21 protein-coding genes and 2 pseudogenes are annotated in these 22,995 nt (G+C 69.8%); 16 read left to right on the plus strand and 7 right to left on the minus strand.

Annotated elements, in window-relative coordinates:
* Positions 1 to 45 precede the first annotated feature (45 nt).
* From SMIR_RS06875 to SMIR_RS06935, 13 genes are all read left to right on the plus strand, one after another.
* Complete coding sequence (locus SMIR_RS06875; RefSeq protein WP_168496799.1) at positions 46 to 1,425, plus strand: hypothetical protein; 1,380 nt, start codon at positions 46 to 48, stop codon at positions 1,423 to 1,425.
* A 152-nt stretch (positions 1,426 to 1,577) separates the two neighbouring features.
* On the plus strand, positions 1,578 to 2,150 hold the full coding sequence (locus tag SMIR_RS06880; RefSeq protein WP_168496796.1) for a GNAT family N-acetyltransferase: 573 nt from the start codon (positions 1,578 to 1,580) through the stop codon (positions 2,148 to 2,150).
* Between the two features lie 172 nt (positions 2,151 to 2,322).
* Positions 2,323 to 2,406, plus strand: a complete 84-nt coding sequence (locus SMIR_RS44570; protein ID WP_309486338.1) for a putative leader peptide — start codon at positions 2,323 to 2,325, stop codon at positions 2,404 to 2,406.
* A 135-nt stretch (positions 2,407 to 2,541) separates the two neighbouring features.
* The gene (locus tag SMIR_RS06885; protein WP_168496794.1) at positions 2,542 to 4,236 is read left to right on the plus strand and encodes a nitrite/sulfite reductase; all 1,695 of its coding nucleotides are present in this window, start codon (positions 2,542 to 2,544) and stop codon (positions 4,234 to 4,236) included.
* A 33-nt stretch (positions 4,237 to 4,269) separates the two neighbouring features.
* Positions 4,270 to 4,449: a hypothetical protein gene (locus SMIR_RS06890; RefSeq protein WP_079090235.1), complete on the plus strand. Its 180-nt coding sequence runs from the start codon at positions 4,270 to 4,272 to the stop codon at positions 4,447 to 4,449.
* A 2-nt stretch (positions 4,450 to 4,451) separates the two neighbouring features.
* On the plus strand, positions 4,452 to 5,183 hold the full coding sequence (locus tag SMIR_RS06895) for a phosphoadenylyl-sulfate reductase (protein WP_422664511.1): 732 nt from the start codon (positions 4,452 to 4,454) through the stop codon (positions 5,181 to 5,183).
* On the plus strand, positions 5,180 to 5,752 hold the full coding sequence (gene cysC, locus SMIR_RS06900) for an adenylyl-sulfate kinase (protein ID WP_168496790.1): 573 nt from the start codon (positions 5,180 to 5,182) through the stop codon (positions 5,750 to 5,752). Before SMIR_RS06895 ends, cysC begins: the two co-directional genes overlap by 4 nt.
* Entirely contained in the window at positions 5,749 to 6,687 is a 939-nt protein-coding gene (gene cysD, locus SMIR_RS06905; protein WP_168496788.1) for a sulfate adenylyltransferase subunit CysD, read from the plus strand. The genes cysC and cysD overlap by 4 nt, the downstream gene beginning before the upstream one ends.
* A 2-nt stretch (positions 6,688 to 6,689) precedes the next feature.
* Positions 6,690 to 8,045, plus strand: coding sequence for a sulfate adenylyltransferase subunit CysN (gene cysN, locus SMIR_RS06910; RefSeq protein WP_212726757.1), 1,356 nt, complete (start codon positions 6,690 to 6,692; stop codon positions 8,043 to 8,045).
* Positions 8,046 to 8,277: 232 nt separating this feature from the next.
* Positions 8,278 to 9,393, plus strand: a complete 1,116-nt coding sequence (locus SMIR_RS06920) for an aliphatic sulfonate ABC transporter substrate-binding protein (protein ID WP_212726758.1) — start codon at positions 8,278 to 8,280, stop codon at positions 9,391 to 9,393.
* A 36-nt stretch (positions 9,394 to 9,429) separates the two neighbouring features.
* The gene (locus SMIR_RS06925) at positions 9,430 to 10,218 is read left to right on the plus strand and encodes an ABC transporter ATP-binding protein (protein ID WP_168501354.1); all 789 of its coding nucleotides are present in this window, start codon (positions 9,430 to 9,432) and stop codon (positions 10,216 to 10,218) included.
* Positions 10,205 to 11,125: an ABC transporter permease gene (locus SMIR_RS06930; protein ID WP_168496782.1), complete on the plus strand. Its 921-nt coding sequence runs from the start codon at positions 10,205 to 10,207 to the stop codon at positions 11,123 to 11,125. Before SMIR_RS06925 ends, SMIR_RS06930 begins: the two co-directional genes overlap by 14 nt.
* An 8-nt stretch (positions 11,126 to 11,133) precedes the next feature.
* Positions 11,134 to 11,874, plus strand: a complete 741-nt coding sequence (locus tag SMIR_RS06935) for a sirohydrochlorin chelatase (protein WP_212726759.1) — start codon at positions 11,134 to 11,136, stop codon at positions 11,872 to 11,874.
* 4 nt (positions 11,875 to 11,878) lie between these two features.
* Here SMIR_RS06935 and SMIR_RS06940 read toward each other — a convergent pair whose 3' ends face one another.
* The 5 genes and pseudogenes from SMIR_RS06940 to SMIR_RS06960 form a co-directional block, all read right to left on the minus strand.
* Complete coding sequence (locus SMIR_RS06940; protein ID WP_249938391.1) at positions 11,879 to 14,479, minus strand: fibronectin type III domain-containing protein; 2,601 nt, start codon at positions 14,477 to 14,479, stop codon at positions 11,879 to 11,881.
* A gap of 156 nt (positions 14,480 to 14,635) precedes the next feature.
* Positions 14,636 to 15,265: a mycothiol-dependent nitroreductase Rv2466c family protein gene (locus SMIR_RS06945; protein ID WP_168496778.1), complete on the minus strand. Its 630-nt coding sequence runs from the start codon at positions 15,263 to 15,265 to the stop codon at positions 14,636 to 14,638.
* Positions 15,266 to 15,320: 55 nt separating this feature from the next.
* Entirely contained in the window at positions 15,321 to 15,932 is a 612-nt protein-coding gene (locus SMIR_RS06950) for a TIGR03086 family metal-binding protein (RefSeq protein WP_168496776.1), read from the minus strand.
* 10 nt (positions 15,933 to 15,942) lie between these two features.
* Positions 15,943 to 16,155 (minus strand): annotated as a pseudogene (locus tag SMIR_RS06955) (ketopantoate reductase C-terminal domain-containing protein); the annotation flags it as partial.
* Between the two features lie 44 nt (positions 16,156 to 16,199).
* A pseudogene (locus SMIR_RS06960) lies at positions 16,200 to 17,461 on the minus strand (RNA-guided endonuclease TnpB family protein).
* Between the two features lie 239 nt (positions 17,462 to 17,700).
* Between SMIR_RS06960 and SMIR_RS06965 the strand changes: the two are divergent.
* Together SMIR_RS06965 and SMIR_RS06970 are read left to right on the plus strand one after the other, a co-directional pair.
* A complete protein-coding gene (locus tag SMIR_RS06965) occupies positions 17,701 to 18,567 on the plus strand; it encodes an aldo/keto reductase (RefSeq protein WP_212726760.1) in 867 nt (288 codons plus the stop codon).
* A gap of 34 nt (positions 18,568 to 18,601) precedes the next feature.
* Complete coding sequence (locus SMIR_RS06970) at positions 18,602 to 19,468, plus strand: transglutaminase-like domain-containing protein (RefSeq protein ID WP_212726761.1); 867 nt, start codon at positions 18,602 to 18,604, stop codon at positions 19,466 to 19,468.
* Here the strand turns inward: SMIR_RS06970 and SMIR_RS06975 are convergent.
* Together SMIR_RS06975 and SMIR_RS06980 are read right to left on the minus strand one after the other, a co-directional pair.
* Entirely contained in the window at positions 19,449 to 19,826 is a 378-nt protein-coding gene (locus tag SMIR_RS06975; protein ID WP_168496770.1) for a nuclear transport factor 2 family protein, read from the minus strand. The two genes, SMIR_RS06970 and SMIR_RS06975, sit on opposite strands and share 20 nt — an antisense overlap.
* Complete coding sequence (locus SMIR_RS06980) at positions 19,819 to 20,367, minus strand: DUF1697 domain-containing protein (RefSeq protein ID WP_168496768.1); 549 nt, start codon at positions 20,365 to 20,367, stop codon at positions 19,819 to 19,821. Before SMIR_RS06980 ends, SMIR_RS06975 begins: the two co-directional genes overlap by 8 nt.
* Positions 20,368 to 20,643: 276 nt before the next feature.
* Here SMIR_RS06980 and SMIR_RS06985 point away from each other — a divergent pair, with 276 nt between their 5' ends.
* Positions 20,644 to 22,908 (plus strand): MMPL family transporter, encoded by a 2,265-nt coding sequence (locus tag SMIR_RS06985; RefSeq protein WP_212726762.1) that lies wholly within the window; start codon positions 20,644 to 20,646, stop codon positions 22,906 to 22,908.
* Positions 22,909 to 22,995 lie beyond the last annotated feature (87 nt).

The raw sequence follows: 22,995 nt of genomic DNA on the forward strand, positions 1-22,995 counted from the left end.
AACGTTCTGATCATGAGGGGCAGTTGGCCTACCTCGGGAGGACGCATGAAGCACCGCGGCAGGCACCGTCGTAGGCGAAGGGGACAGGCGCTGCGCGCCACCCTGGCCGGAACCGCCCTCGCGCTCACCGCGGCCGCCACGCTGATCAGCACCTCCCAGGCCACCGGCAGCAACAGTCCGGGCGCGCTGACCCCGCTCACCTCGGCCTCCGAGACCAGCAGGCTCCGGCTGCACGAGAACCTGGTCGCCGGGGACACCCTCAGCACGCTCAGCCGGAACATGGGCGGGAACGTCGAGGTCTCCGGCGTGCTGGCGAGTGCCGACCACACGATGCGCGACGAGGCCGACTGCTCCGGGACCGAGCGGGCCGCGCTGCCGCTGGAACCGGTCGCCACCCGCGCGTACTGCTGGGCCTCGGACGACGCGGAGACCCCGCAGTGGGCGCCCGCCTCCGTCACCACCTCGGGTGACGCCGACGACGACGGCCGGTGGGGCGACCAGCGGGTCATCCTGGCGGGCTGGAACCACGACGACCGGGCCGCGGGCGCCTCCGCCACGGACCGGGGCCTGGCCCGGGTCGCCTTCATCGACGCGAGCGACCCGGCGGCGCTCAGGTACCGCTGGGTGCTGCTGGTCGCGCCGCGCGACGGCGGCAGGGACTTCGGCGCGGTCCGCTCCCGGATGGGCGGCATGGTCTGGTACCAGGGCAAGCTGATCGTCACCGCGCAGAACGGCGCGGGGCAGGACGACTCCCTGCTCGTCTTCGACCTGCACCACCTCCTGAAGGCGGGCGTGAACAGCGGGGCGATCGGCAAGGTACGCGGCGGCTACTCCGCGCACGGCTACCAGTACGTGCTGCCGGCCGTCGGCTCGTACAGCCCGGCGGGCGGCACGTGCGGCTCGGGCGAGGCCCGGGCGAACCCCTGTTTCGGTTCCCTCTCGCTGGACCGCACCTCGACGCCGGACAGCCTGGTCGCCACCGAGGCGGCACCGGCCGACGGCACGGAGCGGACCCGGATCTGGCGGTACTCGTACAGCACCGTCGCCGGCCGGGCGGGGTTGCTCGGCAGCGACTCCCTGGGGCGGGTCGACGCGCGCGAGGCCTACACGACCAAGGCCACCGGGCTCTCGGGCGTCCTCTCGTACACGCCGGCCGGGGCGCGCAGGGCCGACTGGTATGTCGGCCACACCCCTGCCAGCGGTGGCCGGCACGGCATGCTGTGGCGCCAGAGCGGGCACACCGCCGAGGCGGTGCAGTGCACCGGGGACCAGTCCTACGCCTGCTGGGGCCAGCACACCGCCTCCCTGTCCTACTGGCAGGAGACCGGCGAACTGTGGACCCTCACCGGCGCGGACCCCGACGCGACACCGGAGCGCGTGCTGTACGCGGTCCCCTTGGCCGCGGTGGACAAGTCCCTGGGCTAGAGGCTCCCGGGGGTTCTTCGGCTGCGGGCCTGTGGGGGCTGGTCGCACAGTTCCCCACGCCCCTTGAAGGGCGCCGGCGCGCATCTCCCAGCCCGTCGAAAACACCTGGCCCGCTTTGGAGCGCGGCACAACCCCGTGGTTCCCTGGCCCCCATGAGCAACGTCACTGTGACCACCTGGTCCCTGGAGCAGACCGCGTCGAACGACCTGCTCCCCGCGATCACGCCCGACGGCGACGTCCGGATCGTGCGCTCCGAAGTCCCCTCGCCCGAGTTCAGCCGCTTCCTGTACGCCTCCGTAGGCGGAGACATCCGCTGGACCGACCGCCTGAGCTGGACGTACGCCCAGTGGCAGGGGTTCCTGGACCGCCCCGGCGTGGAGACCTGGGTCGCCTACGACCGGGGAACGCCCGCGGGCTACGTCGAGCTGGACCCGCAGGACGACGGCGTCGTGGAAGTCAGTTACTTCGGGTTGATCCCGGCCTTCCGGGGCCGCCGGATCGGCGGGCACCTGCTCTCCTACGGGGTGGCACGCGCCTGGGACCTCGCGGAGCGCTGGCCGGGACGGCCCGAGACGAAGCGCGTCTGGCTGCATACATGCAGCAAGGACGGGGAGCACGCGATGGACAACTACCTGCGCCGCGGCTTCAAGCTCTTCGACACCAAGGTGGAGGAGGAGCCGGAGGTCGCCACACCCGGGCCCTGGCCGGGCGCACGAGCGGTCTGACCTGCCACGGACCGAGCCTCGGCCCGCCATCGGGCGGGCACCGGGCCGTCGGATCGTCCATTCCTGCCCAGCCGTGTGACCGACAACACCTTTGTCTCGCCATTCAGGACAAGGGTGTCCACATGGTGGATGACGGTGGACTGGTCCGAGATCCCCGTGACACGCTTCCGTCATGTCTGGAACTGGAATTGCCTTGGTGAGTCGGCGGCACGTCGACCTCGGCCGCATGTCCAGCGCCATCTGTCCGGCGAGCTGACAGCCCCGGCCCAGCCGACATTCTCCCTTTTGCCTCCCTCTGCGCAATGACGCGCGCGCACTTCCGTATGCGCCCGCATGCGCAGATGAGAGCCGCTCTCCTTCCTGTCCCGCAGTCCCGAAGGACGTATCAACCATGGCCGCCACCCCGCAGAATCCCGCCGCCGCGCCCCGCCGCAAGGTGAGTCGTCACCGCGGCGAGGGTCAGTGGGCCGTGGGTCACTTCACCCCGCTCAACGGAAACGAACAGTTCAAGAAGGACGACGACGGTCTCAATGTGCGGACACGCATTGAGACGATCTACTCGAAGCGCGGCTTCGACTCGATCGACCCCAACGACCTTCGTGGACGTATGCGCTGGTGGGGGCTGTACACCCAGCGCAAGCCCGGGATCGACGGCGGCAAGACCGCGATCCTGGAGCCGGAGGAGCTGGACGACAAGTACTTCATGCTGCGCGTCCGCATCGACGGCGGCCGGCTGACCACCGACCAGCTGCGCGTCATCGGCGAGATCTCGCAGGAGTTCGCGCGCGGCACCGCCGACCTCACCGACCGCCAGAACGTGCAGTACCACTGGATCCGTATCGAGGACGTCCCCGAGATCTGGAACCGGCTCGAAGCCGTCGGGCTGTCCACCACCGAGGCCTGCGGTGACACGCCCCGCGTCATCCTCGGCTCGCCCGTCGCCGGCATCGCCGAGGACGAGATCATCGACGGCACCCCGGCCATCGACGAGATCCACCGCCGGATCATCGGCAACAAGGACTTCTCGAACCTGCCCCGCAAGTTCAAGTCCGCGATCTCCGGCTCGCCGCTGCTCGACGTAGCACACGAGATCAACGACGTCGCCTTCGTCGGCGTGAACCACCCGGAGCACGGCCCCGGCTTCGACCTCTGGGTCGGCGGCGGTCTCTCCACCAACCCGAAGATCGGCCAGCGCCTCGGCGCCTGGGTCCCGCTGGACGAGGTCCCGGACGTCTACGAAGGCGTGATCTCGATCTTCCGCGACTACGGCTACCGGCGCCTGCGCACCCGCGCCCGTCTGAAGTTCCTGGTCGCCGACTGGGGCGTGGAGAAGTTCCGCCAGATCCTGGAGGACGAGTACCTCAAGCGGAAGCTGGTCGACGGCCCGGCCCCCGACCAGCCGGTCGCCCGCTGGCGCGACCACGTCGGTGTGCACCGCCAGCAGGACGGCCGCTTCTACGTCGGCTTCGCGCCGCGCGTCGGCCGCGTGGACGGCACCACCCTCACGAAGATCGCCGAGCTGGCCGCGGCACACGGCTCCGGCCGGCTGCGCACCACCGTCGAGCAGAAGATGATCGTGCTCGACGTGACGGAGGACCAGGTCGACTCGCTGGTGGAGGGACTCGAAGCCCTCGACCTGACGGTCAAGCCCTCCACCTTCCGGCGCGGCACGATGGCCTGCACCGGCATCGAGTACTGCAAGCTCGCGATCGTCGAGACCAAGGCGCGCGGGGCTTCTCTGATCGACGAACTCGAGCGCCGCATCCCCGAGTTCGAAGAGCCCATCACCATCAACATCAACGGCTGCCCGAACGCCTGCGCCCGTATCCAGGTCGCGGACATCGGTCTCAAGGGCCAGCTGGTCCTCAACGACCAGGGCGAGCAGGTCGAGGGCTTCCAGGTGCACCTGGGCGGCGCGCTCGGCCTGGAAGCCGGCTTCGGCCGCAAGGTCCGTGGCCTGAAGGTCACCTCGGACGAACTGCCCGACTACATCGAGCGGGTCCTCAAGCGCTTCCAGGCGGAGCGCGAGGACGGCGAGCGCTTCGCCACGTGGGCGACCAGGGCTTCCGAGGAGTCGCTGTCGTGAGAACCGAGCCAACAAAAGCGGGGAGTCGCTGTCATGAGTGAGCGGGCCGCTCCCTTCTACTGCCCCTACTGCGGTGACGAAGACCTCCGTCCGAGCGAGCAGGGCCACGGCGCGTGGGAATGCGCGGCGTGCAACCGAGCCTTCCAGTTGAAGTTCCTCGGGCTGCTCGCCCGTGGGGTTCAGCGCAACGAAGGTGGAGGGGACGAGATATGACGATGATTCAGAAAGATCGGGAAGACCGGGAAGACCGTACGGCCGAGGATCTGAAGCGGCTCGCCGAGCAGGCGGGGCGCGACCTCGAGGACGCCTCGGCTCTGGAGATCCTCCAGTGGGCCGTCGAGACCTTCGGCAAGACGTTCTGCGTGACCTCCTCCATGGAGGACGCGGTCGTCGCCCACCTCGCCTCCCGCGCCCAGCCCGGCGACAGCCAAGTCGACGTAGTCTTCCTCGACACCGGCTACCACTTCCCCGAGACCATCGGCACCCGGGACGCGGTCGAGGCCGTGATGGACGTCAACGTCATCACCCTCACCCCGCGCCAGACCGTCGCCGAGCAGGACGCCGAGTACGGCCCCAAGCTGCACGACCGCGACCCCGACCTGTGCTGCGCCCTGCGCAAGGTCAAGCCCCTGGAAGAGGGCCTGACCAGGTACGACGCCTGGGCGACCGGACTACGCCGCGACGAGTCCCCGACCCGGGCGAACACCCCGGTCGTCGGCTGGGACGAGAAGCGGCAGAAGGTCAAGATCTCGCCGATCGCCCGCTGGACACAGGACGACGTGGACGCGTACGTCGCCGAGCACGGCGTCCTCACCAATCCGCTGCTGATGGACGGCTACGCCTCCGTCGGCTGCGCGCCCTGCACCCGCCGTGTTCTGGAGGGCGAGGACGCCCGCGCCGGACGCTGGGCGGGACGATCCAAGACCGAGTGCGGGCTGCACGGATGACCACGACCACCCAGATCTCTCAGGAGCAGCAAGTGACGACCGGAGCCACCATCTGGCTCACGGGTCTGCCGAGCGCCGGCAAGACCACCATCGCGTACGAGCTGGCCGGCCGGCTGCGCGACGAGGGCCACCGCGTCGAGGTGCTCGACGGCGACGAGATCCGCGAGTTCCTCTCGTCGGGCCTCGGCTTCTCGCGCGAGGACCGCGACACGAACGTGCAGCGGATCGGTTTCCTCGCCGAGCTGCTCGCCCGCAACGGCGTCAAGGCGCTTGTCCCGGTGATCGCGCCGTACGCCGACAGCCGTGAGGCGGTCCGCGGGCGTCACCAGAGCGGCGGCACCCCCTACCTGGAGGTGCACGTGGCGACCCCGGTCGAGGTCTGCTCCGTACGCGATGTGAAGGGCCTCTACGCCAAGCAGGCCGCGGGTGAGATCTCCGGGCTGACCGGCGTCGACGACCCGTACGAGGAGCCCGCGTCGCCCGATCTGCGCATCGAGTCGCACACCCAGTCCGTGCAGGAGTCCGCGGCCGCGCTCCATGCGCTGCTCACCGAAAGGGGTCTCGCATGACGACCGTCGCCAGTGTCTCCGAGGAGACGGACAGCACCCCGTACGCGCTCTCGCACTTGGACGCCCTGGAGTCCGAGGCCGTCCACATCTTCCGTGAGGTCGCGGGCGAGTTCGAACGGCCGGTGATCCTCTTCTCCGGCGGCAAGGACTCCATCGTCATGCTGCACCTCGCCCTGAAGGCCTTCGCCCCCGCCGCGATCCCCTTCACCCTGCTGCACGTCGACACCGGACACAACTTCCCCGAAGTCCTCGAATACCGCGACCGCACGGTCGAGAAGCACGGACTGCGCCTCCACATCGCCTCCGTACAGGACTACATCGACCGCGGAGTCCTGCGCGAACGCCCCGACGGCACCCGCAACCCCCTGCAGACCCTGCCCCTCACCGAGAAGATCCAGTCCGAACACTTCGACGCCGTCTTCGGCGGCGGACGCCGCGACGAGGAGAAGGCCCGCGCGAAAGAACGCGTCTTCTCCCTGCGCGACGAGTTCTCCCAGTGGGACCCCCGACGCCAGCGCCCCGAACTGTGGCAGCTCTACAACGGCCGCCACGCACCCGGCGAACACGTCCGCGTCTTCCCCCTGTCCAACTGGACCGAACTGGACGTCTGGCAGTACATCGCCCGCGAAGGCATCGAACTGCCCCAGATCTACTTCGCGCACGAGCGTGAGGTCTTCCAGCGGTCGAACATGTGGCTGACCGCCGGCGAGTGGGGCGGCCCGAAGGACGGCGAGACGGTCGAGAAGCGGCTCGTCCGCTACCGGACCGTCGGCGACATGTCCTGCACGGGCGCCGTCGACTCCGACGCGACCACGCTGGACGCCGTGATCACCGAAATCGCCGCCTCCCGCCTCACCGAGCGGGGCGCCACCCGCGCCGACGACAAGATGTCCGAGGCCGCGATGGAAGACCGCAAGCGCGAGGGGTACTTCTAGACATGACCAGCACCACCGAACCCACCGAGCCGCTGTCGGTCGAGCAGTTGTCGGCCACCACGCTCCTGCGCTTCGCGACCGCCGGTTCCGTCGACGACGGCAAGTCCACGCTGGTCGGACGTCTGCTGCACGACTCCAAGTCGGTCCTGACGGACCAGCTGGAGGCCGTGGAACGGGCCTCGGCGAGCCGTGGCCAGGACACCCCCGACCTCGCCCTCCTCACCGACGGCCTGCGCGCCGAGCGCGAACAGGGCATCACCATCGACGTCGCCTACCGCTACTTCGCCACGGCGCGCCGCCGGTTCATCCTGGCCGACACCCCCGGGCATGTGCAGTACACCCGGAACATGGTCACCGGCGCCTCCACCGCCGACCTGGCCGTCGTCCTCGTCGACGCCCGCAACGGCGTCATCGAACAGACCCGTCGGCACGCGGCCGTCGCCGCACTGCTGCGCGTCCCGCACGTGGTCCTCGCCGTCAACAAGATGGACCTCGTCGAGTACAAGGAGTCCGTCTTCGCGGCGATCGCCGAGGAGTTCACGGCGTACGCCTCCGAACTGGGCGTTCCCGAGATCACCGCGATCCCGATCTCGGCGCTCGCCGGTGACAACGTGGTGGACGCCTCCGCGAACATGGACTGGTACGGCGGCCCGACGGTCCTGGAACACCTGGAGACGGTCCCGGTCAGCCACGACCTGGGGCACTGCCACGCCCGTCTGCCCGTGCAGTACGTGATCCGCCCGCAGACCGCCGAGCACCCCGACTACCGCGGGTACGCCGGTCAGATCGCCGCCGGTACCTTCCGGGTCGGCGAGAGCGTGACCGTGCTGCCCTCCGGGCGCACCACGAAGGTCGCCGGGATCGATCTGCTGGGCAAGCCGGTCGACGTGGCATGGACCCCGCAGTCGGTGACCCTCCTGCTGGAGGACGACATCGACGTCTCGCGCGGCGACCTGATCGTGCCGAGCAAGGACGCTCCCCCGACCACGCAGGACGTCGAGGCGACCGTCTGCCACGTGGCCGACCAGCCGCTCACCGTCGGTCACCGGGTGCTGCTCAAGCACGGCACCCGCACGGTGAAGGCGATCGTCAAGGACATCCCGTCCCGGCTGACACTGGACGACCTGTCGCTGCACCCGCACCCGGGTCAGCTGGTCGCCAACGACATCGGCCGCGTCAAGATCCGTGCCGCCGAACCGCTTCCGCTCGACTCGTACGCCGACTCCCGGCGCACCGGCGCGTTCATCCTCATCGACCCGGCGGACGGCACCACGCTGACCGCGGGCATGGTCGGCGAGTCGTTCGCCGCACCGCAGCCGGTCAAGGACGAGAGCGACGACGACGGGTGGGACTTCTGACATGACGTCCACCGACTTCTACTCCACGTTCGCCAAGGAGGGCGGCCGCGTCGGCAGCGGCGCCCTCGGCAGCGGGCAGGGCGGAGTGGCGCGATGTGCGGAATGACGTACGCGCACTGCCTGCGCGCCCCGTCCCCCCACCCGACGTCCCGGATGCGACGACGAAGACCTGCCGACCTCCCGGCCACGACCTGAAAACGTGACCGCCGGGCCAACGAGAGGAACCCCTCCCGTGCCTGCCATCCGCTCGAACCTTGTACGCCGTGGCATAGCCGCCGCCGTCGCACTCCCCCTGCTCGCGCTCGCCGCCTGCAGCTACGGCTCCGAGTCGAAGAGCGACTCCTCCTCCAAGGAGAAGGTCGCCGCCGGATCCACGAAGATCGACGGCCTCGACACCGTGAAGATCGGCTACTTCGGCAACCTCACCCACGCGACCGCGCTGGTCGGCCGCCAGGAAGGCCTCTTCCAGAAGGCGCTGGGCGGCACGAAGGCGGAGTACTCCATCTTCAACGCGGGCCCCTCCGAGATCGAGGCCCTGAACTCGGGCTCGATCGACATCGGCTGGATCGGCCCCTCGCCGGCGATCAACGGCTTCACCAAGTCCCAGGGCAAGAGCCTGCGCATCATCGGCGGTTCGGCGTCCGGCGGCGTGAAGCTCGTGGTCAACCCGAAGAAGATCAAGTCCCTGAAGGACGTCAAGGGCAAGAAGATCGCGACCCCGCAGCTCGGCAACACCCAGGACGTGGCGTTCCTCAACTGGATCGCGGACCAGGGCTGGAAGGTCGACGCGCAGAGCGGCAAGGGCGACGTCTCGGTCGTCCGCACGGACAACAAGATCACCCCGGACGCCTACAAGTCCGGCTCCATCGACGGCGCCTGGGTGCCGGAGCCGACCGCGTCCAAGCTGGTCGCCGAGGGCGGCAAGGTCCTGCTCGACGAGGCCTCGCTGTGGCCCGACAAGAAGTTCGTGATCACGAACATCATCGTGTCGCAGAAGTTCCTCAAGGAGCACCCGAAGGTCGTCGAGGCCGTGCTGAAGGGCTCGGTCGACACCAACAAGTGGATCAACGCCAACCCCGACCAGGCGAAGGCCGCGGCCAACGCCCAGCTGAAGGTCGACTCCGGCAAGGAGCTCCCGGCGAACGTGCTCGACCCGGCCTGGAAGTCCATCCAGATCACCAATGACCCGCTGGCCGCCACGCTCAACACCGAGGCGGAGCACGCGGTCAAGGCGGGCCTGCTGGAGAAGCCGGACCTGAACGGGATCTACGACCTCACGCTCCTGAACAAGGTCCTGGGGGCCGCGGGCGAGAGCACGGTCGCCGACGCCGGTCTCGGCGTCAAGTAAGGACCCACACCGATGAGTTCCCAGGAGGTGACGACCATGGCCACGACCCTCGCCAAGGCCGCCGACGGCGCCGAAGTGGTGGAGCAAGCCGCCCGGATCGAGCATGTCTCGAAGTCCTTCGCCGGACCGGCAGGGCAGCAGCTCGTCCTCGACGACATCACCCTCGATGTCGCGCCGGGCGAGTTCGTCACCCTCCTGGGGGCCTCGGGGTGTGGGAAGTCGACGCTGCTCAACCTGGTCGCGGGCCTCGACGCCCCGACCGCGGGCAGCATCACGACCAACGGGCGCCCGGCCCTGATGTTCCAGGAGCACGCCCTCTTCCCGTGGCTGACCGCGGGCAAGAACATCGAACTCGCCCTGCGGCTGCGCGGCGTCGCGAAGTCCGAGCGCCGCGACCGGGCGGAGGAGCTGCTCGAACTCGTCCGGCTGAAGGGCGCGTACGGGAAGCGGGTGCACGAGCTGTCCGGCGGTATGCGCCAGCGCGTCGCGATGGCCCGCGCGCTCGCCCAGGACAGCCAGATCCTGCTGATGGACGAGCCGTTCGCGGCACTGGACGCCATCACGCGCGACGTCCTGCACGACGAACTGACCCGGATCTGGCGCGAGACCCAGCTGTCCGTCCTCTTCGTCACCCACAACGTACGTGAGGCGGTGCGGCTGGCCGAGCGGGTCGTCCTGCTGTCCTCCCGCCCCGGCCGGGTGGCCCACGAGTGGCGGGTCGACATCCCGCAGCCGCGTCGTATCGAGGACGCGGCCGTGGCGGAGCTGTCCGTCGAGATCACCGAACAACTGCGTGGGGAGATCCGCCGCCATGGCCAGCACTGAGACGAAGGCCGACGCGGCCGACCAGCCCGTCAAGGACAGCCCCGGCAGCGACATGGCGGGCCTGGAAGCGGGCCTCGACGCCCTGGAGACGACCGGCCACACGGGCAGGCCGACGTTCCGCCAGACCTTCGTCGAGAAGATACTGCCGCCGCTCGTCGCCATCGCGCTGGTGCTGGTGGTGTGGCAGGCGCTGATCTCGTTCAAGGTCGTCACCGACCCGAGCAAGCTGCCCTCCCCGTCCGACGTCTGGGGCGAGGTCAAGAACGCCTGGCTGCAGGGCACGCTGCTCGGCTACATCTGGACGAGTGTCTCGCGCGGTCTGCTCGGGTTCCTCTTCGCCCTGGCGATCGGCACCCCGCTGGGTCTGCTGGTGGCCCGCGTGAAGTTCGTCCGCGCCGCGATCGGCCCGATCCTCTCCGGCCTCCAGTCGCTGCCCTCCGTGGCCTGGGTGCCGCCGGCCGTCATCTGGCTGGGCCTGAACAACTCGATGATGTTCGCGGTGATCCTGCTCGGCGCCGTCCCCTCCATCGCCAACGGCCTGGTGTCGGGCGTGGACCAGGTGCCGCCGCTGTTCCTGCGGGCCGGCCGCACGATGGGCGCGACGGGCCTGCGCGGGACCTGGCACATCGTGATGCCGGCCGCGCTGCCCGGCTATCTCGCCGGCCTGAAGCAGGGCTGGGCGTTCTCCTGGCGCTCCCTGATGGCGGCGGAGATCATCGCCTCCTCCCCCGACCTGGGCATCGGCCTCGGTCAGCTGCTGGAGAACGGCCGCACCGCCAGTTCCATGTCGATGGTCTTCCTCGCCATCTTCCTCATCCTGTTCGTCGGTATCGCCATCGACCTGCTGATCTTCAGCCCGCTTGAGCGGTGGGTGCTGCGCAGCCGCGGTCTTCTGGTGAAGAGCTGAGCCAAGCCATGACGAGTCAGCCGGTCCTCCTGGTCATCGCCCACGGCAGCCGCGATCCGCGTCATGCCGCGACGGTGCACGCCCTCGTGCGGCGTGTGCGGGCCCGGCGTCCGGGCCTGCGCGTGGAGACCGGCTTCCTCGACTTCAACATCCCCTCGGTGCAGGGGGTGCTGGAGTCCCTGGCGGCGGAGGGCGTACGCGATGTGATCGCCCTCCCCCTCCTGCTCACCCGTGCCTTCCATGCGAAGGCGGACATCCCGGCGGTCCTGCGGGAGGCCCCGGCGCGCCTGCACATCCAGCAGGCGGAGGTGCTCGGCCCCTCCCCCCTGCTGACGGCGGCGCTCGAACGCCGGCTGTACGAGGCGGGGCTGACCCCCGCCGACAAGTCCTCGACGGGGGTCGTGCTGGCCTCCGCGGGGTCCACCGACCCGGAGGCGATCGCGGTGATCGCAGAAATCGCGCGGGAGTGGCGGCACACCGGTTGGTGCGCCGTGCGGCCCGCGTTCGCCTCCGCATCCCTTCCGCGCACCGAGGACGCGGTGCGCGAACTGCGCGCCCTCGGCTGCGAACGTGTCGCCGTCGCCCCCTACGTCCTCGCCCCCGGCTTCCTCCCGGACCGCATCGCCCGAGGCGCCGCCGAGGCGGACGTACTGGCCGACGTACTGGGCCCGGCACCGGAGGTGGCACGGGTCCTGCTCGAGCGTTACGACGAGGCACGCGTCCCGGTGCTGGCGGCGCTCGGCGCCTGAACTCTCACGCCTTGGTGGTGGCCGTCACCGTGGCCGCCGGTCCGGTGCCCGCCGCCGTCACCGTCGCGATCGTGACGGTGTACGCCGTGCCCGGCCTGAGGCCTCCGATCACCCGGAACATGCCCTTCGCGGAGGGCTGGCCGACCAGGACGTCCCGGCCCGTGACGTCGATCGGGGCGCGGCCGTCGGAGACGGTGACCCGGTAGCCGACGACCTTGGCGTCGCCGGTGGCCGTCGGCGGGGTCCAGGCGACGGTGGCCGCGGTGGACGCCGTACGCAGCTTGGGGCCGGTCGGTGCGCCCGGCAGCGCGGTCACGGCCGTCGGGGTCAGCGGGAGCGAGGCGAGCGACGGGGCACTGGTGCCGTGGGCGTTGCTCGCGCTGACGGTGACCGTGAGCGGGCCGGCCGGCGCGGGCAGTCCGCCGATCCGTACGACCGCCGTGCGCTTGAACTCGGCCGCGCCGATGGCCTGTTCGCCCACCTGGTGTCCTGACGCGTCGTACGCCCGTGCCGTGTAGCCCGTCACCGGTGAACCGCCGTCCACGAAGCTCGGGTTGAAGGTGACGTACAGGGCGTCGGCGCCCGCCGTGCTCGTACCGACGCGGGAGGGCGCCTCCGGGGCGGAGACGGCGCCGACGCGGCGGTTCAGCAGTCCTCGGTAGGCGGGTTCGAGTCCCGCGTTGCCGAGGATCTCCGGCGGTACGTCGGACGGGGCCGCCATGATCTTGTTGCCGGTCGTCACCAGTCCCTTGTTGTCGCCGTCGGAGGTTCCCTCCTCCCACCAGTTGTCCTTGACGAGGGTCGGGTCGTTGTTGCCGAGGGTGTCGCGGTAGTCGGTGTGGCGGGAGGCGACGTTGGCGTACGAGGCGTTGTAGAGGACGTTGCCCTCGACCGTCTCGTAGGTGCAGCCGTTGTCGGTGTAGACGTTCTTGCCCAGGCCCCACTGGTCGTGGATGACGTTGCCGGTGACCTTCTCACCGTCGGCCAGGGAGGTGCCCGTCAGTCCCTGGGTGTAGATGCCGCCGCCGTCGTCGAGCATCTGCATGTAGTCGAAGATCAGGTTGTCGCGGACCGCGTTGTCGTGGCTGGGGTTGGGGGTCGCAGGGTCGCCGATCTTGTCGGGCCAGCCGCCCCAGCCGAGGGAGACGGCGCTGTAGCCGACGTGGTCGATCTGGTTGTGGGCGATCGTGGTGCGCTGGGTCCAGCCGTTGAGGATCGCCACGCCGCCGTGGTACTCGCGGGGCAGTCCGTAGAGGTGATTGTCGGTCACCTGGACTCCGGAGGCCGGAGTCTGTCCGTCCACTCCGCCGATCTCCAGTCCGTTGCCGGAGATGTCGGTGAAGACGCTGCCGCTGACCGTGGAGTCCTTCGAGCCGGTGCCCAGGTCGAGGCCGGACGCACCGAGATGGGCGAAGACGTCGTCGCTGAACGCGATGCGCTGCCCGTACGCGAAGGAGACGTTGCCCGGCATCTTGGTCCAGGACGCGAAGGGGCAGGTGCCGCCCTCGACGTACTGGCACAGGCCCTGCGTCGCCCAGCCCTTCTCGCCGGTGATGGTGTAGCCCGCCTGGATCTCGGAGAAGCCCTCGGGTCCCGAGGGGGTGAGCCAGGTGGCGTAGCTGAACTGCAGGCCACGGAAGGCGAGGTCGTGGACGGGCGCGGCGGCCGTGCCCCGTGCGTCGATCAGCTTCTCGGCCTGTGCCGCCTCGACGTCGGCACGCGCGAGGTTCTCGCCCTTGCGGGGCAGGTAGTAGACCCGGTGCGCGGTGCGGTCGAGATACCACTCGCCGGGCTGGTCCAGGAGTTCGTAGGCGTTCTCGACGTAGGTCGCCCTGCCGCCGTTGGTGAGGTGGCCGGGCCCGACCATGCTGACCGTGCGGCCGGGGATGTCCGGGAACTCGACCCGCTTGTTGGAGTTGTCCCAGCACGGCTGGACCATCGTGATCGTGGTGCCCTCGGCGGCGGCGATGCGGCAGCGCGGCTCGGTCCACTGGCCCAGGCCGTTGCGCTCGACGTTCCACAGGGACTCGCCGCTGGTGTAGACGAACTCGGCGTCGGAGGGGTGCTTCCAGTGCGCGAGGGTGTCGGAGGACGCCGTGTACCCGGTGGCGGTCTGGGTGAGGGTCACCGGCACGGCCCCGCGGGCCCGCTGGGCGCGCACCCCGTCGACGTACAACTGCCGGGTGTCGGTGAGGCCTTGGGGGGCGGGCGCGGACCACAGGCCAGGCCTCCCGGCGACCTGGCTCCAGCCCTGGACCTGCCGGCCACCGCTGATGACGGTGTTCCCGGTGCCCTGCCAGATCACCTGGTGGCCGCCGGTGCCCGAGTCCCGGGCGTCGAGGCTGAGGGGTGCGGTCTGCCGGTACGTACCCGACGCGAGGTGGACCGTCAGGTCGCCCTTCATCCCCGTGACGCGCTTGCGGACGAGGTCGCGGGCGCGTTCCAGGGTGCGTACGGGGTGGCGGGCGGTGCCGTTGGCGTGGTCGTTCCCGCTCGGTGAGACGTAGAGGTCGGACGACGCGGGCTGGGCGGAGGACACGGCGCCCGGAATTCCGAGGGCCAGGACCGTGGAGATCAGGGTGACTGAGGCGGCTCTTCGGCGCATGGGCATGTTCCCCTCCCGTGGGATCAGCCTGTACCCAACGCCGAGAAAGGTAGGATCTATGACGCACCATCGTCAATGAATGCGACAGAGAACGGCCCAACTCCCTTCCCGTGGACACTCATTCATCCGAGCAGCGTTCATATTGCAGACCGCTGTTCAGTCGAAGGACAGTCCTCCCGTCCTCGTCCGCTTGAGCTCGAAGAAGTCCGGGTGGGCGGCGAGGACACGGAAGCTGTCGAAGAGCTCCGCCGCGCGCTCGCCCCGCGGAACGGCCCGCAGGACGGGGCCGAACCACACCGTTCCGTCGACGTGGAGGGTGGGGGTCCCCACATAGCCGTCCGAGCCGGGCTCCCGGCCCGCCTCGTGACTGCGGCGTACCGCCTCGTCGTACGCGCAGTCGTGGGCCGCGGCGGCCAACTCGGCCGGGAGCCCCAGTTCGGCGAGGGAGTCGGCGACCACGGCGTCGAAGTCCTCGACCCCTCGGTCGTGGATGCGGGTGCCGAAGGCGGTGTAGAGGTCGCGCAGCACCTTCTCGCCGTGCTGTTCTGCGGCGGCCACCGCGACCCGTACGGGACCGACGGACTTGTCGACCAACTCCCGGTACCAGTCGGGGAGTTCATTGCCCAGGTTGTGCAGGTGGAGGCTCATCACACGGAAGCGGAGGTCGAGCGGGCGGGCACGCTCGACCTCCAGCATCCAGCGTGAGGTGATCCAGGCGAAGGGGCAGGCCGGGTCGAAGTAGAAGTCGACGCGGGTGGATGGGTCGTCCGTCCTCGGGTTCGTCATACCGTCGAGGCTAGCCAGTCAATGGCACAGCGACACGATCCAATTCCGCTCTGAATCACTGATCCAATGCGGTGTGGGCCAGGTGCGGATTCCGGCCGCTGTGGGCAAGGGCGCGCTCGAAGACGGGTGCGTCGTCGGACACCGGGACCGGGTCGGCGAAGCCGTCGTACTGACGGTAGAGCTCGGCGTGCGTGTCGACGACGTCCAGGACGAACCGGGCCGCGCCGTCCGAGATCCGGAACTCCTGGCCGGTGGCCGTCGCGACGTCCCAGCCGTGCACCGCCATCTCCTTGACGATCATCGAGGCGATGTCGGCGGCGGGCATCTTCGCCGTCCCGAGCTCGACTTCGCCCTCCCACACCTCGGGGTCGTCCCAAGCGGCCACGGCACGGTCGAGCTGCTCGGCGTACGCCCCCGCCCAGCCGGGATCCGCCGTGAAGTCACGGCCGGTCAGCTCCTCGGAGAGCTGCTTGCGCAGCGCACGGTGCTCCAGGCCGTGCGAGGTGTAGAGGACCCAGTGGTTCACCAGGGCACGCAGGTCCCAGTCCGGGCAGTGCGTGGGGCCGGGCTGCGCCAGTTGCGCCGCCGTGACACCGCCGGCCACGCGGGCGGCCTCGGCGGCGCATTCCACCATGTACGGGTGCACGTTCTTGTACGGATTGCTCATGCCCTCCACGCTAGGGACGCGGCGCGCGCTCCTCTTGAACAAACGCGACAGCCTCGTCGGCCAGGCCTACGAGCTCCGCGACCGACAGCGACCCCGCCGCCCTGCGCTCGCGCACGAAGGTGTTCGCGAGCCGCTGGAGCAGCTCGTTCAGCGGGGTCGGTACGCCGTGCAGTCGGGCGAGGAGGGCGATCTCGCCGTTGAGGTGGTCGGCCTCGATGGTGCCACCGACCGCTCCCGCTCAGATGATGATTTGACCTGCTCCTCGGGCTAAAGCCCAAGGATTCCGGCCTTCCGGTCCGGTGCCGTGCCACATAGCGGCACGGCACCGGACCGGATTCCGTGGCTTCCTGCTTCTTCGCGCTGCGCCGGAACCTTAAGTTCTGGTCTTACCTGCGCTCGACAGGCTGTCACCGCCAGTCCGGCGGCCTGTTTGACGTTCTTGGCGGCGTTGTGGTCCCGGTCGTGCCGGGCACCGCAGTACGTGCAGGTCCACTCCCGTACGTGCAGAGGTTTGGGCCCGTCCTTGATGCCGCAGACCGAGCACACCTGGCTGGTCGGCTCGAACCGGCCGACCTTCACGAACGCGCGCCCGTACCGCTGCGCCTTGTACTCCAGCATCGCCAGGAAAGACGCCCATCCGGCGTCATGGACGGACTTGCCGAGCCGGCTGCGCGCGAGCCCCTTGACCGCCAGGTCCTCCACCGCGACCGCTTGGTTCTCGCGGATCAACTGGGTGGAGAGCTGGTGGTGGAACTCCCGGCGGGCATCGACCACCTGCGCATGCGCGCGGGCGACACGGAGGCGGGCCTTCTCCCGGTTCCTGCTGCCCTTCTGCTTGCGGGACAGCTCTTTCTGGGTCTTCTTCAACTTCTTCTCCGCCCGCCGCAGAAATCGCGGGCTGTCGATCTTCGTCCCGTCGGACAAGACCGCAAAATGGGTCAGTCCCAGGTCGATCCCGACACTCGGCAGGTCATCGGCCCCGGGCATCCGCGCCAGATCCGCATTCGGGTCGGTCTCCACCACAAAGGAGGCGAAGAACCGCCCAGCCGCATCGCGGATCACCGTCACGCTCGAAGGAACGGACGGCAGAGTGCGGGACCATTTCACCCGCACCTCGCCGATCTTCGGCAGGAGCAGCCGCCCCGCCTCGGTGATCTTCCAGCGGGCATTGGCAGTGAACCGGATCGTCTGTCGGGCATCGCGCTTCGACTTGAAACGCGGCGCCCCCACCCGCGCCCCCTGCCGCGCGCCTTTGAGGGAGGAGAAGAAGTTGGTGTAAGCACGCTCGACATCCCGCAATGCCTGCTGCAACACCACCGCCGACACCTCGGACAGCCAACCCCGCTCCGGCATGGTCTTCGCCCGAGTGATCAGCGCCTTCGACAGTTCAGCCGCACCCGGGTACGCGGCGCCCTCCCGCCGGGCCCGCTCACGGGCGGCGACCGCGTCGTTGTACACCACCCGCGCACACCCGAACGCCCGCGCCAGCGCGGACCCGGGTCGAGACGGAAGGCATACCGCAGCTGCATGATCCGGACGCTAACACCCACCACCGACACTCAGTACCCGATCGGTCGAATCCGGATCTGCCGCAACGATTCGGTAGCCTGGACGGAGCGCTCCCCCAACTCCGCCGGGACATTTCCGCGGCGCTCCGCACCGCAATCACGTGATCCGCTTCACCACCCGCCTCAAGACCGGTGCGCTGCGGATGAAGCCAGGTAACGCCTGAAACGAGCCTCGCACAGCCGCGTGTACCCTCCATGAAATGGTTCCGGGAAGATCTGCCACCGACTCCGCAGCAGGCTTCTCGCCGGACTTTGCCCTCGGCGGGGAGCCGCCGGTGCGGCGGCTCGGCTACGGCACCGCCCAGTTGACCGGTCCCGGCTACTGGGGGCCGCGCTGGGACGCCCGGGACGCGGTGGCCGTGCTGCGGCGGGCCGTCGAGCGCGGGGTCACCCTCGTCGACACCGCCGACAACTACGGTCCCGCGATCGCCGAGGAGCTGGTCGCCGAGGCCCTGCACCCGTACACCGAGGGCCTGTTGGTCGCGACCAAGGGCGGCGTCGTGCGCACCAGTGACCGTGCCTGGCACGTCGCCGGGCGGCCCGAGCGGTTGCGGGCGATGTGCGAGGCGAGCCTGCGGCGGCTGCGGCTCGACACGATCGGCCTGTACCAGCTGCACCGGCTCGACCCGGCCGTGCCGATGGCCGAACAGCTCGGAGCGCTCGACGAGTTGCGCGCAGAGGGCAAGATCCGCCACATCGGGCTCGACACGGTCACCGCCGAACAGCTCTCAGAGGCACTGGAGTTGACCGACATCGCTTCGGTCCAGAATCGATTCAACCTGCTCGACCGCGACTCGGAGCCGCTGCTGAAGCTGTGCGAGGAGCGCGGCATCGCCTTCCTGCCCTGGTTCCCGCTGGGCAACGGCTCCCTCATCGCCGACCCTGAGTGCGCCCGGATCGCCGCCGCGCACGGGGCGGCACCGGGGCAGATCGCCCTGGCCTGGCTGCTGCACCGCTCCCCGGTGCTCTGCCCGACCCCGGGCACGGGATCCCTCGCCCATCTGGAGGAGAACCTCGACGCGGGCGCGGTGCGGCTCACCGTCGAGGACATGGCGGCGCTGGGTTGACCCTGCCCCTGGGGCAAGGACGAGGCTCCCGGGCATGGACCAGTACCTGAAGCAGACGCCGTACAGCGATCCGGGCGACGCCCTGGACATCGACGGACTGCCCCGTGATCCGGGGCAACTCGCCCGTGTCGTCAGAGATCTGATCATCCATCGGGGCGAGGGGTGGCGCTTCGACCACGCCATCCCAGAGAAGCGGCTGCACGAGGACGCGGAGTCGCGGTACGCGGCGCGGCTCTTGCGGATCCTGGCGGAGCGCGGGGACGCGCCGCTCACCGAACGGCGGGCGCCCGCGGAGCGGTTCGTGGGCACGTGCCGGGACTTCGCGCTGCTGCACTGCTCCCTCCTGCGGGCCACGGGGACGGCCGCCCGTCTGCGTTGTGGCTTCGCCCGGTACTTCGACGCGTACTACGCCGACCACTGGGTCACCGAGTACCGCCTGCCGGACGGCAGTTGGCGGCTGGCCGACCCACAGGTCCACCACGAGTACGACATCGACTTCGACCCGATGGATGTGCCCCGCGACCAGTTCCTGGTGGCCGGGGACGCCTGGCGGGCGTGCCGTGAGGGAGGAGCCGACCCCCGGAGGTTCGGTGTGTTCGACCTCAACGGGATCGATGGCCTGTCGTATCACGGCCTGTGGTTCGTCCGCGCCGACGTCCTGCGCGACCTGGCCGCTCTCAACGGTGTCGAACTTCTGCCCTGGGACGCCTGGGGCCCGGAGATCCTCGACGACGCCGCGCTCGACGCGGACGAGATCGCCCTGATCGACTCCGTCGCCGCGGCCGGCAGCGAGGACGAGCTGCGGCGCCTGTACCGGGACCCGAGGCTGACGGTCCCGGACGAGATCGTCTCGTACACGACCTACGACGGCGTACGAAAGGTCACTCTGGGTCGGCCCTGAACGGTGTGCCCTGGTGGAAGTACAGGCGCCAGCCGTCCTCCGTCCGCCGCCACAGCGAACTCCGGTGCACCCGGCGGCCGTTGTCCTCCTCCGTGTCGAAGGTGAGGTGGACCAGGTCCGGGGCGAGCTGGACGCCCCTCATCCGTGAGAAGGTGACGGGCCGCGACCCGGGCAGAGCCTCGGAGGTCAGTTCGGCGAGGACGGCGGCACGGTCCCACAGCCGCCCGGAGCTGCCGAACTCGTAGAAGTCGGGGTGGAGCAGCGCTCCGAGCCGCTCCGGAGAGCGGCGGACCTCCGCGTCGAGCAGGCTCAGTTCACACTCGATGGCGGCCTCCACGGCGGGGTTGTGCTCAGGCACCGGTCAGCTCCTCGAGTTTGACGACCGTGTTCCAGTTGCGGGTGGTGGCGGTGACGCCCTTGAGGAGCCGGGGCTTCGACAGGGCCTCGGCGAGCTTGGAGCGTCCCAGGCCGTCGGGGGCGTAGAGATAGAGCGCCCGGTCGCCGAGGCGGAACTCCTCCGGCAGGAACACCGCCGGGTCGACCGAGGCGAAGCGCTCGGGGTCGACGGGGCCTGAGAAGTAGGTGACGTGCAACTGCTTGGCCTCCAGTTCGGCGGCCGGAAACGGGCACGCCTCCCGTACGGCCCTCAGATAGGCGTGGTCGCGGACCAGTACACCGACGCCGAAGCCGAAGTGCTTCTCTATGACCTCGGCCAACTCGGCCGCCAGGGAGTCCTCGTCCCCTCGGTCGGTGGAGAAGACGGCGTTGCCGCTCTGGAGATACGTCTGTACGTCGTCGTGGCCGAGTTCCTCGATCAGTGTGCGGAGTTCGGCCATCGGCACCTTCTTGTTGCCGCCCACGTTGATCCCGCGCAGCAGTGCCGCGTACGTCGTCGTCATCCGCACACCATAGAACGGCCCTCGGGCCCAGGCGGATCAACACCCGCACCCCGGTCCCGATCGGCGGCCGCACCCTGATCCGGATCCCCGAGAGGCCCGGATAGGTGTAAGGGGCCCCTGTCCTCCCCAGTGCGGAGGCGACGGGGTCCGCGGGGAGGAGCCGGGGGTCCCGGGGTTCACCGGGCAGCACGAGGAGACGTTCTTATCCAGCCCCTACCTTCATAAGCAGAGGTGACGGCAGGGGGCTGTCACCGTGCACAAGGGGGCTGGCCCGTCATGGGGAACGGAGACATACGGGTGCGGGGCATCGCCGCGCGGGCAGGCGGCTGGAGCGCCCGGCACCGATGGGCCGCCGTGGGAATCTGGGTGCTGTTCGTCGTCCTGGCGATGGGGCTCGGCTCGGCGGCGGGCCGCGTCGACGTCAAGGAGAGCGATCAGCTCAAGGGTGAGACGCACACCGCCGCGAAGATCATCGAGGACTCGGGGATCAAGGCCCCGGCCGGTGAGAGCGTCCTGATCCAGGGGAAGGACGCGAGCGTCAAGGCGACGGACGCCGACTTCCGCGCCGCCGTCACCGCCGTCGTCAAGGCCGTCGAGGGGACCGGCAAGGTCACGGACGTGACCTCCCCGTACGACACGAAGACGATCTCCAGGGACGGGCGCAGCGCGCTCGTGCAGTTCGACATGCGGGGCGACGCGGACACCGCGGGCGACCGCGTCGAGCCGGTGCTGAACGCCGTCAAGGGCGTCCAGAAGGACCACGCGGGGCTGCGGATCGAGGAGATCGGCGGCGCCAGCATGCAGAAGACCTTCTCCGACGCGTTCGGCGACGACTTCAAGAAGGCCGAGTACTCCGCGGTGCCGGTGGCCCTCGGCATTCTGCTGATCGCCTTCGGCGCCCTGGTGGCGGCGCTGCTCCCGGTGGCGCTCGCGCTCACCGCGATCATGGCGACGATGGGCCTGATGGGCATCGTCAGCCACCTCCAGCCGATGAGCGACACCGCCAACTCCGTGATGCTCCTGGTGGGTCTGGCCGTCGGCGTCGACTACTGCCTGTTCTATCTGCGCCGTGAGCGCGAGGAGCGCGAGGCCGGCCGGGACGCCGGTGCCGCGCTGCGGATCGCCGCCGCCACCAGTGGCCGCGCCATCGTCGTCTCCGGTGTCACGGTGTGCGTGGCGATGGCCGGCATGCTCTTCACCGGGCTCGCCGAGTTCGAGGCGATGGGGCTGGCCTCGCTGATGGTCGTGGCCGTCGCCATGGTCGGCTCGGTCACCGTGCTGCCCGCGCTGCTCTCACTGCTCGGCGAGCGGGTCGAGAAGGGCCGCCTGCCGTTCCTGCACCCGGACAAGCGGCGTGCCAGGGGCAAGCGCGTCCGGTCCGCCGAGGAGGGCAGCCGGTTCTGGAGCGCGGTGCTGCGGGTCGTGCTCGCCAAGCCCGCCGTCTCGCTGGTCGTCGCGGCCGGTGCGCTGCTGGCCATCGCCGCTCCCGCCCTCGGCATGAAGACGCAACAGCTGACGCTGGACAAGGAGTTCGGCAACTCGCTGCCGATCGTGGGGACGTACAACCGGGTCAACGACGCCTTCCCGGGCGGCTCCGAGCCGGCCGAGGTGGTCGTCAAGGCGCACGACATCAACGCCGCCGACGTGAAGTCCGCGCTCGCCGACTTCCGTACACAGGCGATCAGTTCGGGCGCCTCGCGCGGCCCGGTCGACATCAAGGTGCACGCGGCGCAGAACGTCGCCTTCGTGTACGTGCCCCTCGTGGGCGGCTCCGACCAGGACAAGGCGGAGAAGAGCCTTCAGCTGCTGCGCGACAAGGTGCGGCCCGACACGCTCGGCAAGGTCGACGGCGTCCAGGCGCCGATCACCGGACAGGTCGCCGGATCGCACGACTTCAGCGACCAGTTGCTGGGCTCGGTGGCCCCGGTCTTCGCGTTCGTGGTCGTCTTCGCCTTCCTGTTGATGCTGCTCTCGTTCCGCTCGCTGACGATCGCGATCACCTCGATCGTGCTCAACCTCCTGTCGGTCGCGGCGGCCTACGGCATCCTGGTCGCCGTCTTCCAGCACGGCTGGGGTGCCTCGCTGGTCGGCGCGGAGGGCGTGGGCGCCATCATCACCTGGCTGCCGCTGTTCCTCTTCGTGATCCTCTTCGGGCTCTCGATGGACTACCACGTGTTCGTGGTCTCGCGGATCCGTGAGGCGCGGCTGCGGGGTCGGGACACCAAGGACGCGATCCGGCACGGGGTGGTCACGACGGCCGGTGTAGTCACCAGCGCCGCCGTCATCATGGTCGCCGTCTTCGCGATCTTCGGAACGCTGTCGATGCAGTCCATGAAGCAGATGGGTGTGGGCCTGGCGGCCGCGGTGCTCATCGACGCGACGATCATCCGCGGGGTGCTGCTGCCGGCCGTGATGGCGCTGCTCGGAGAGCGCAACTGGTATCTGCCGAAGTGGCTGAACCGGCTGCCGGACCTCACCCACGACGAGTCGCCCGAGGCCGTGCTCCCGCCGGCCCGAGAGGGCGAACGGGCCGGGGTCTGACCCCGTAACTGCCCCGGCATCAGGGCCTGTTGGTTCCCCTGGGAACCAACAGGCCCTTTGCTCACGCGCCCGGCTCGGCCAGGCGCC

Source organism: Streptomyces mirabilis, from assembly GCF_018310535.1.
Classification (GTDB): Bacteria; Actinomycetota; Actinomycetes; order Streptomycetales; family Streptomycetaceae; genus Streptomyces.

Bases quoted from the DNA above. Each gene is read 5' to 3' on its own strand.
- SMIR_RS06885 (WP_168496794.1), top strand. From the start codon at position 2,542: ATGGCCGCCACCCCGCAGAATCCCGCCGCCGCGCCCCGCCGCAAGGTG.
- SMIR_RS06880 (WP_168496796.1), top strand. From the start codon at position 1,578: ATGAGCAACGTCACTGTGACCACCTGGTCCCTGGAGCAGACCGCGTCG.
- cysD (WP_168496788.1), top strand. From the start codon at position 5,749: ATGACGACCGTCGCCAGTGTCTCCGAGGAGACGGACAGCACCCCGTAC.
- cysN (WP_212726757.1), top strand. From the start codon at position 6,690: ATGACCAGCACCACCGAACCCACCGAGCCGCTGTCGGTCGAGCAGTTG.
- SMIR_RS06950 (WP_168496776.1), bottom strand. From the start codon at position 15,932: ATGAGCAATCCGTACAAGAACGTGCACCCGTACATGGTGGAATGCGCC.
- SMIR_RS06985 (WP_212726762.1), top strand. From the start codon at position 20,644: ATGGGGAACGGAGACATACGGGTGCGGGGCATCGCCGCGCGGGCAGGC.
- SMIR_RS06940 (WP_249938391.1), bottom strand. From the start codon at position 14,479: ATGCGCCGAAGAGCCGCCTCAGTCACCCTGATCTCCACGGTCCTGGCC.
- SMIR_RS06890 (WP_079090235.1), top strand. From the start codon at position 4,270: ATGAGTGAGCGGGCCGCTCCCTTCTACTGCCCCTACTGCGGTGACGAA.
- SMIR_RS06930 (WP_168496782.1), top strand. From the start codon at position 10,205: ATGGCCAGCACTGAGACGAAGGCCGACGCGGCCGACCAGCCCGTCAAG.
- SMIR_RS06895 (WP_422664511.1), top strand. From the start codon at position 4,452: ATGATTCAGAAAGATCGGGAAGACCGGGAAGACCGTACGGCCGAGGAT.
- SMIR_RS06935 (WP_212726759.1), top strand. From the start codon at position 11,134: ATGACGAGTCAGCCGGTCCTCCTGGTCATCGCCCACGGCAGCCGCGAT.
- cysC (WP_168496790.1), top strand. From the start codon at position 5,180: ATGACCACGACCACCCAGATCTCTCAGGAGCAGCAAGTGACGACCGGA.
- SMIR_RS06965 (WP_212726760.1), top strand. From the start codon at position 17,701: ATGGTTCCGGGAAGATCTGCCACCGACTCCGCAGCAGGCTTCTCGCCG.
- SMIR_RS06945 (WP_168496778.1), bottom strand. From the start codon at position 15,265: ATGACGAACCCGAGGACGGACGACCCATCCACCCGCGTCGACTTCTAC.
- SMIR_RS06875 (WP_168496799.1), top strand. From the start codon at position 46: ATGAAGCACCGCGGCAGGCACCGTCGTAGGCGAAGGGGACAGGCGCTG.
- SMIR_RS06925 (WP_168501354.1), top strand. From the start codon at position 9,430: ATGGCCACGACCCTCGCCAAGGCCGCCGACGGCGCCGAAGTGGTGGAG.
- SMIR_RS06980 (WP_168496768.1), bottom strand. From the start codon at position 20,367: ATGACGACGACGTACGCGGCACTGCTGCGCGGGATCAACGTGGGCGGC.
- SMIR_RS44570 (WP_309486338.1), top strand. From the start codon at position 2,323: ATGTCTGGAACTGGAATTGCCTTGGTGAGTCGGCGGCACGTCGACCTC.
- SMIR_RS06970 (WP_212726761.1), top strand. From the start codon at position 18,602: ATGGACCAGTACCTGAAGCAGACGCCGTACAGCGATCCGGGCGACGCC.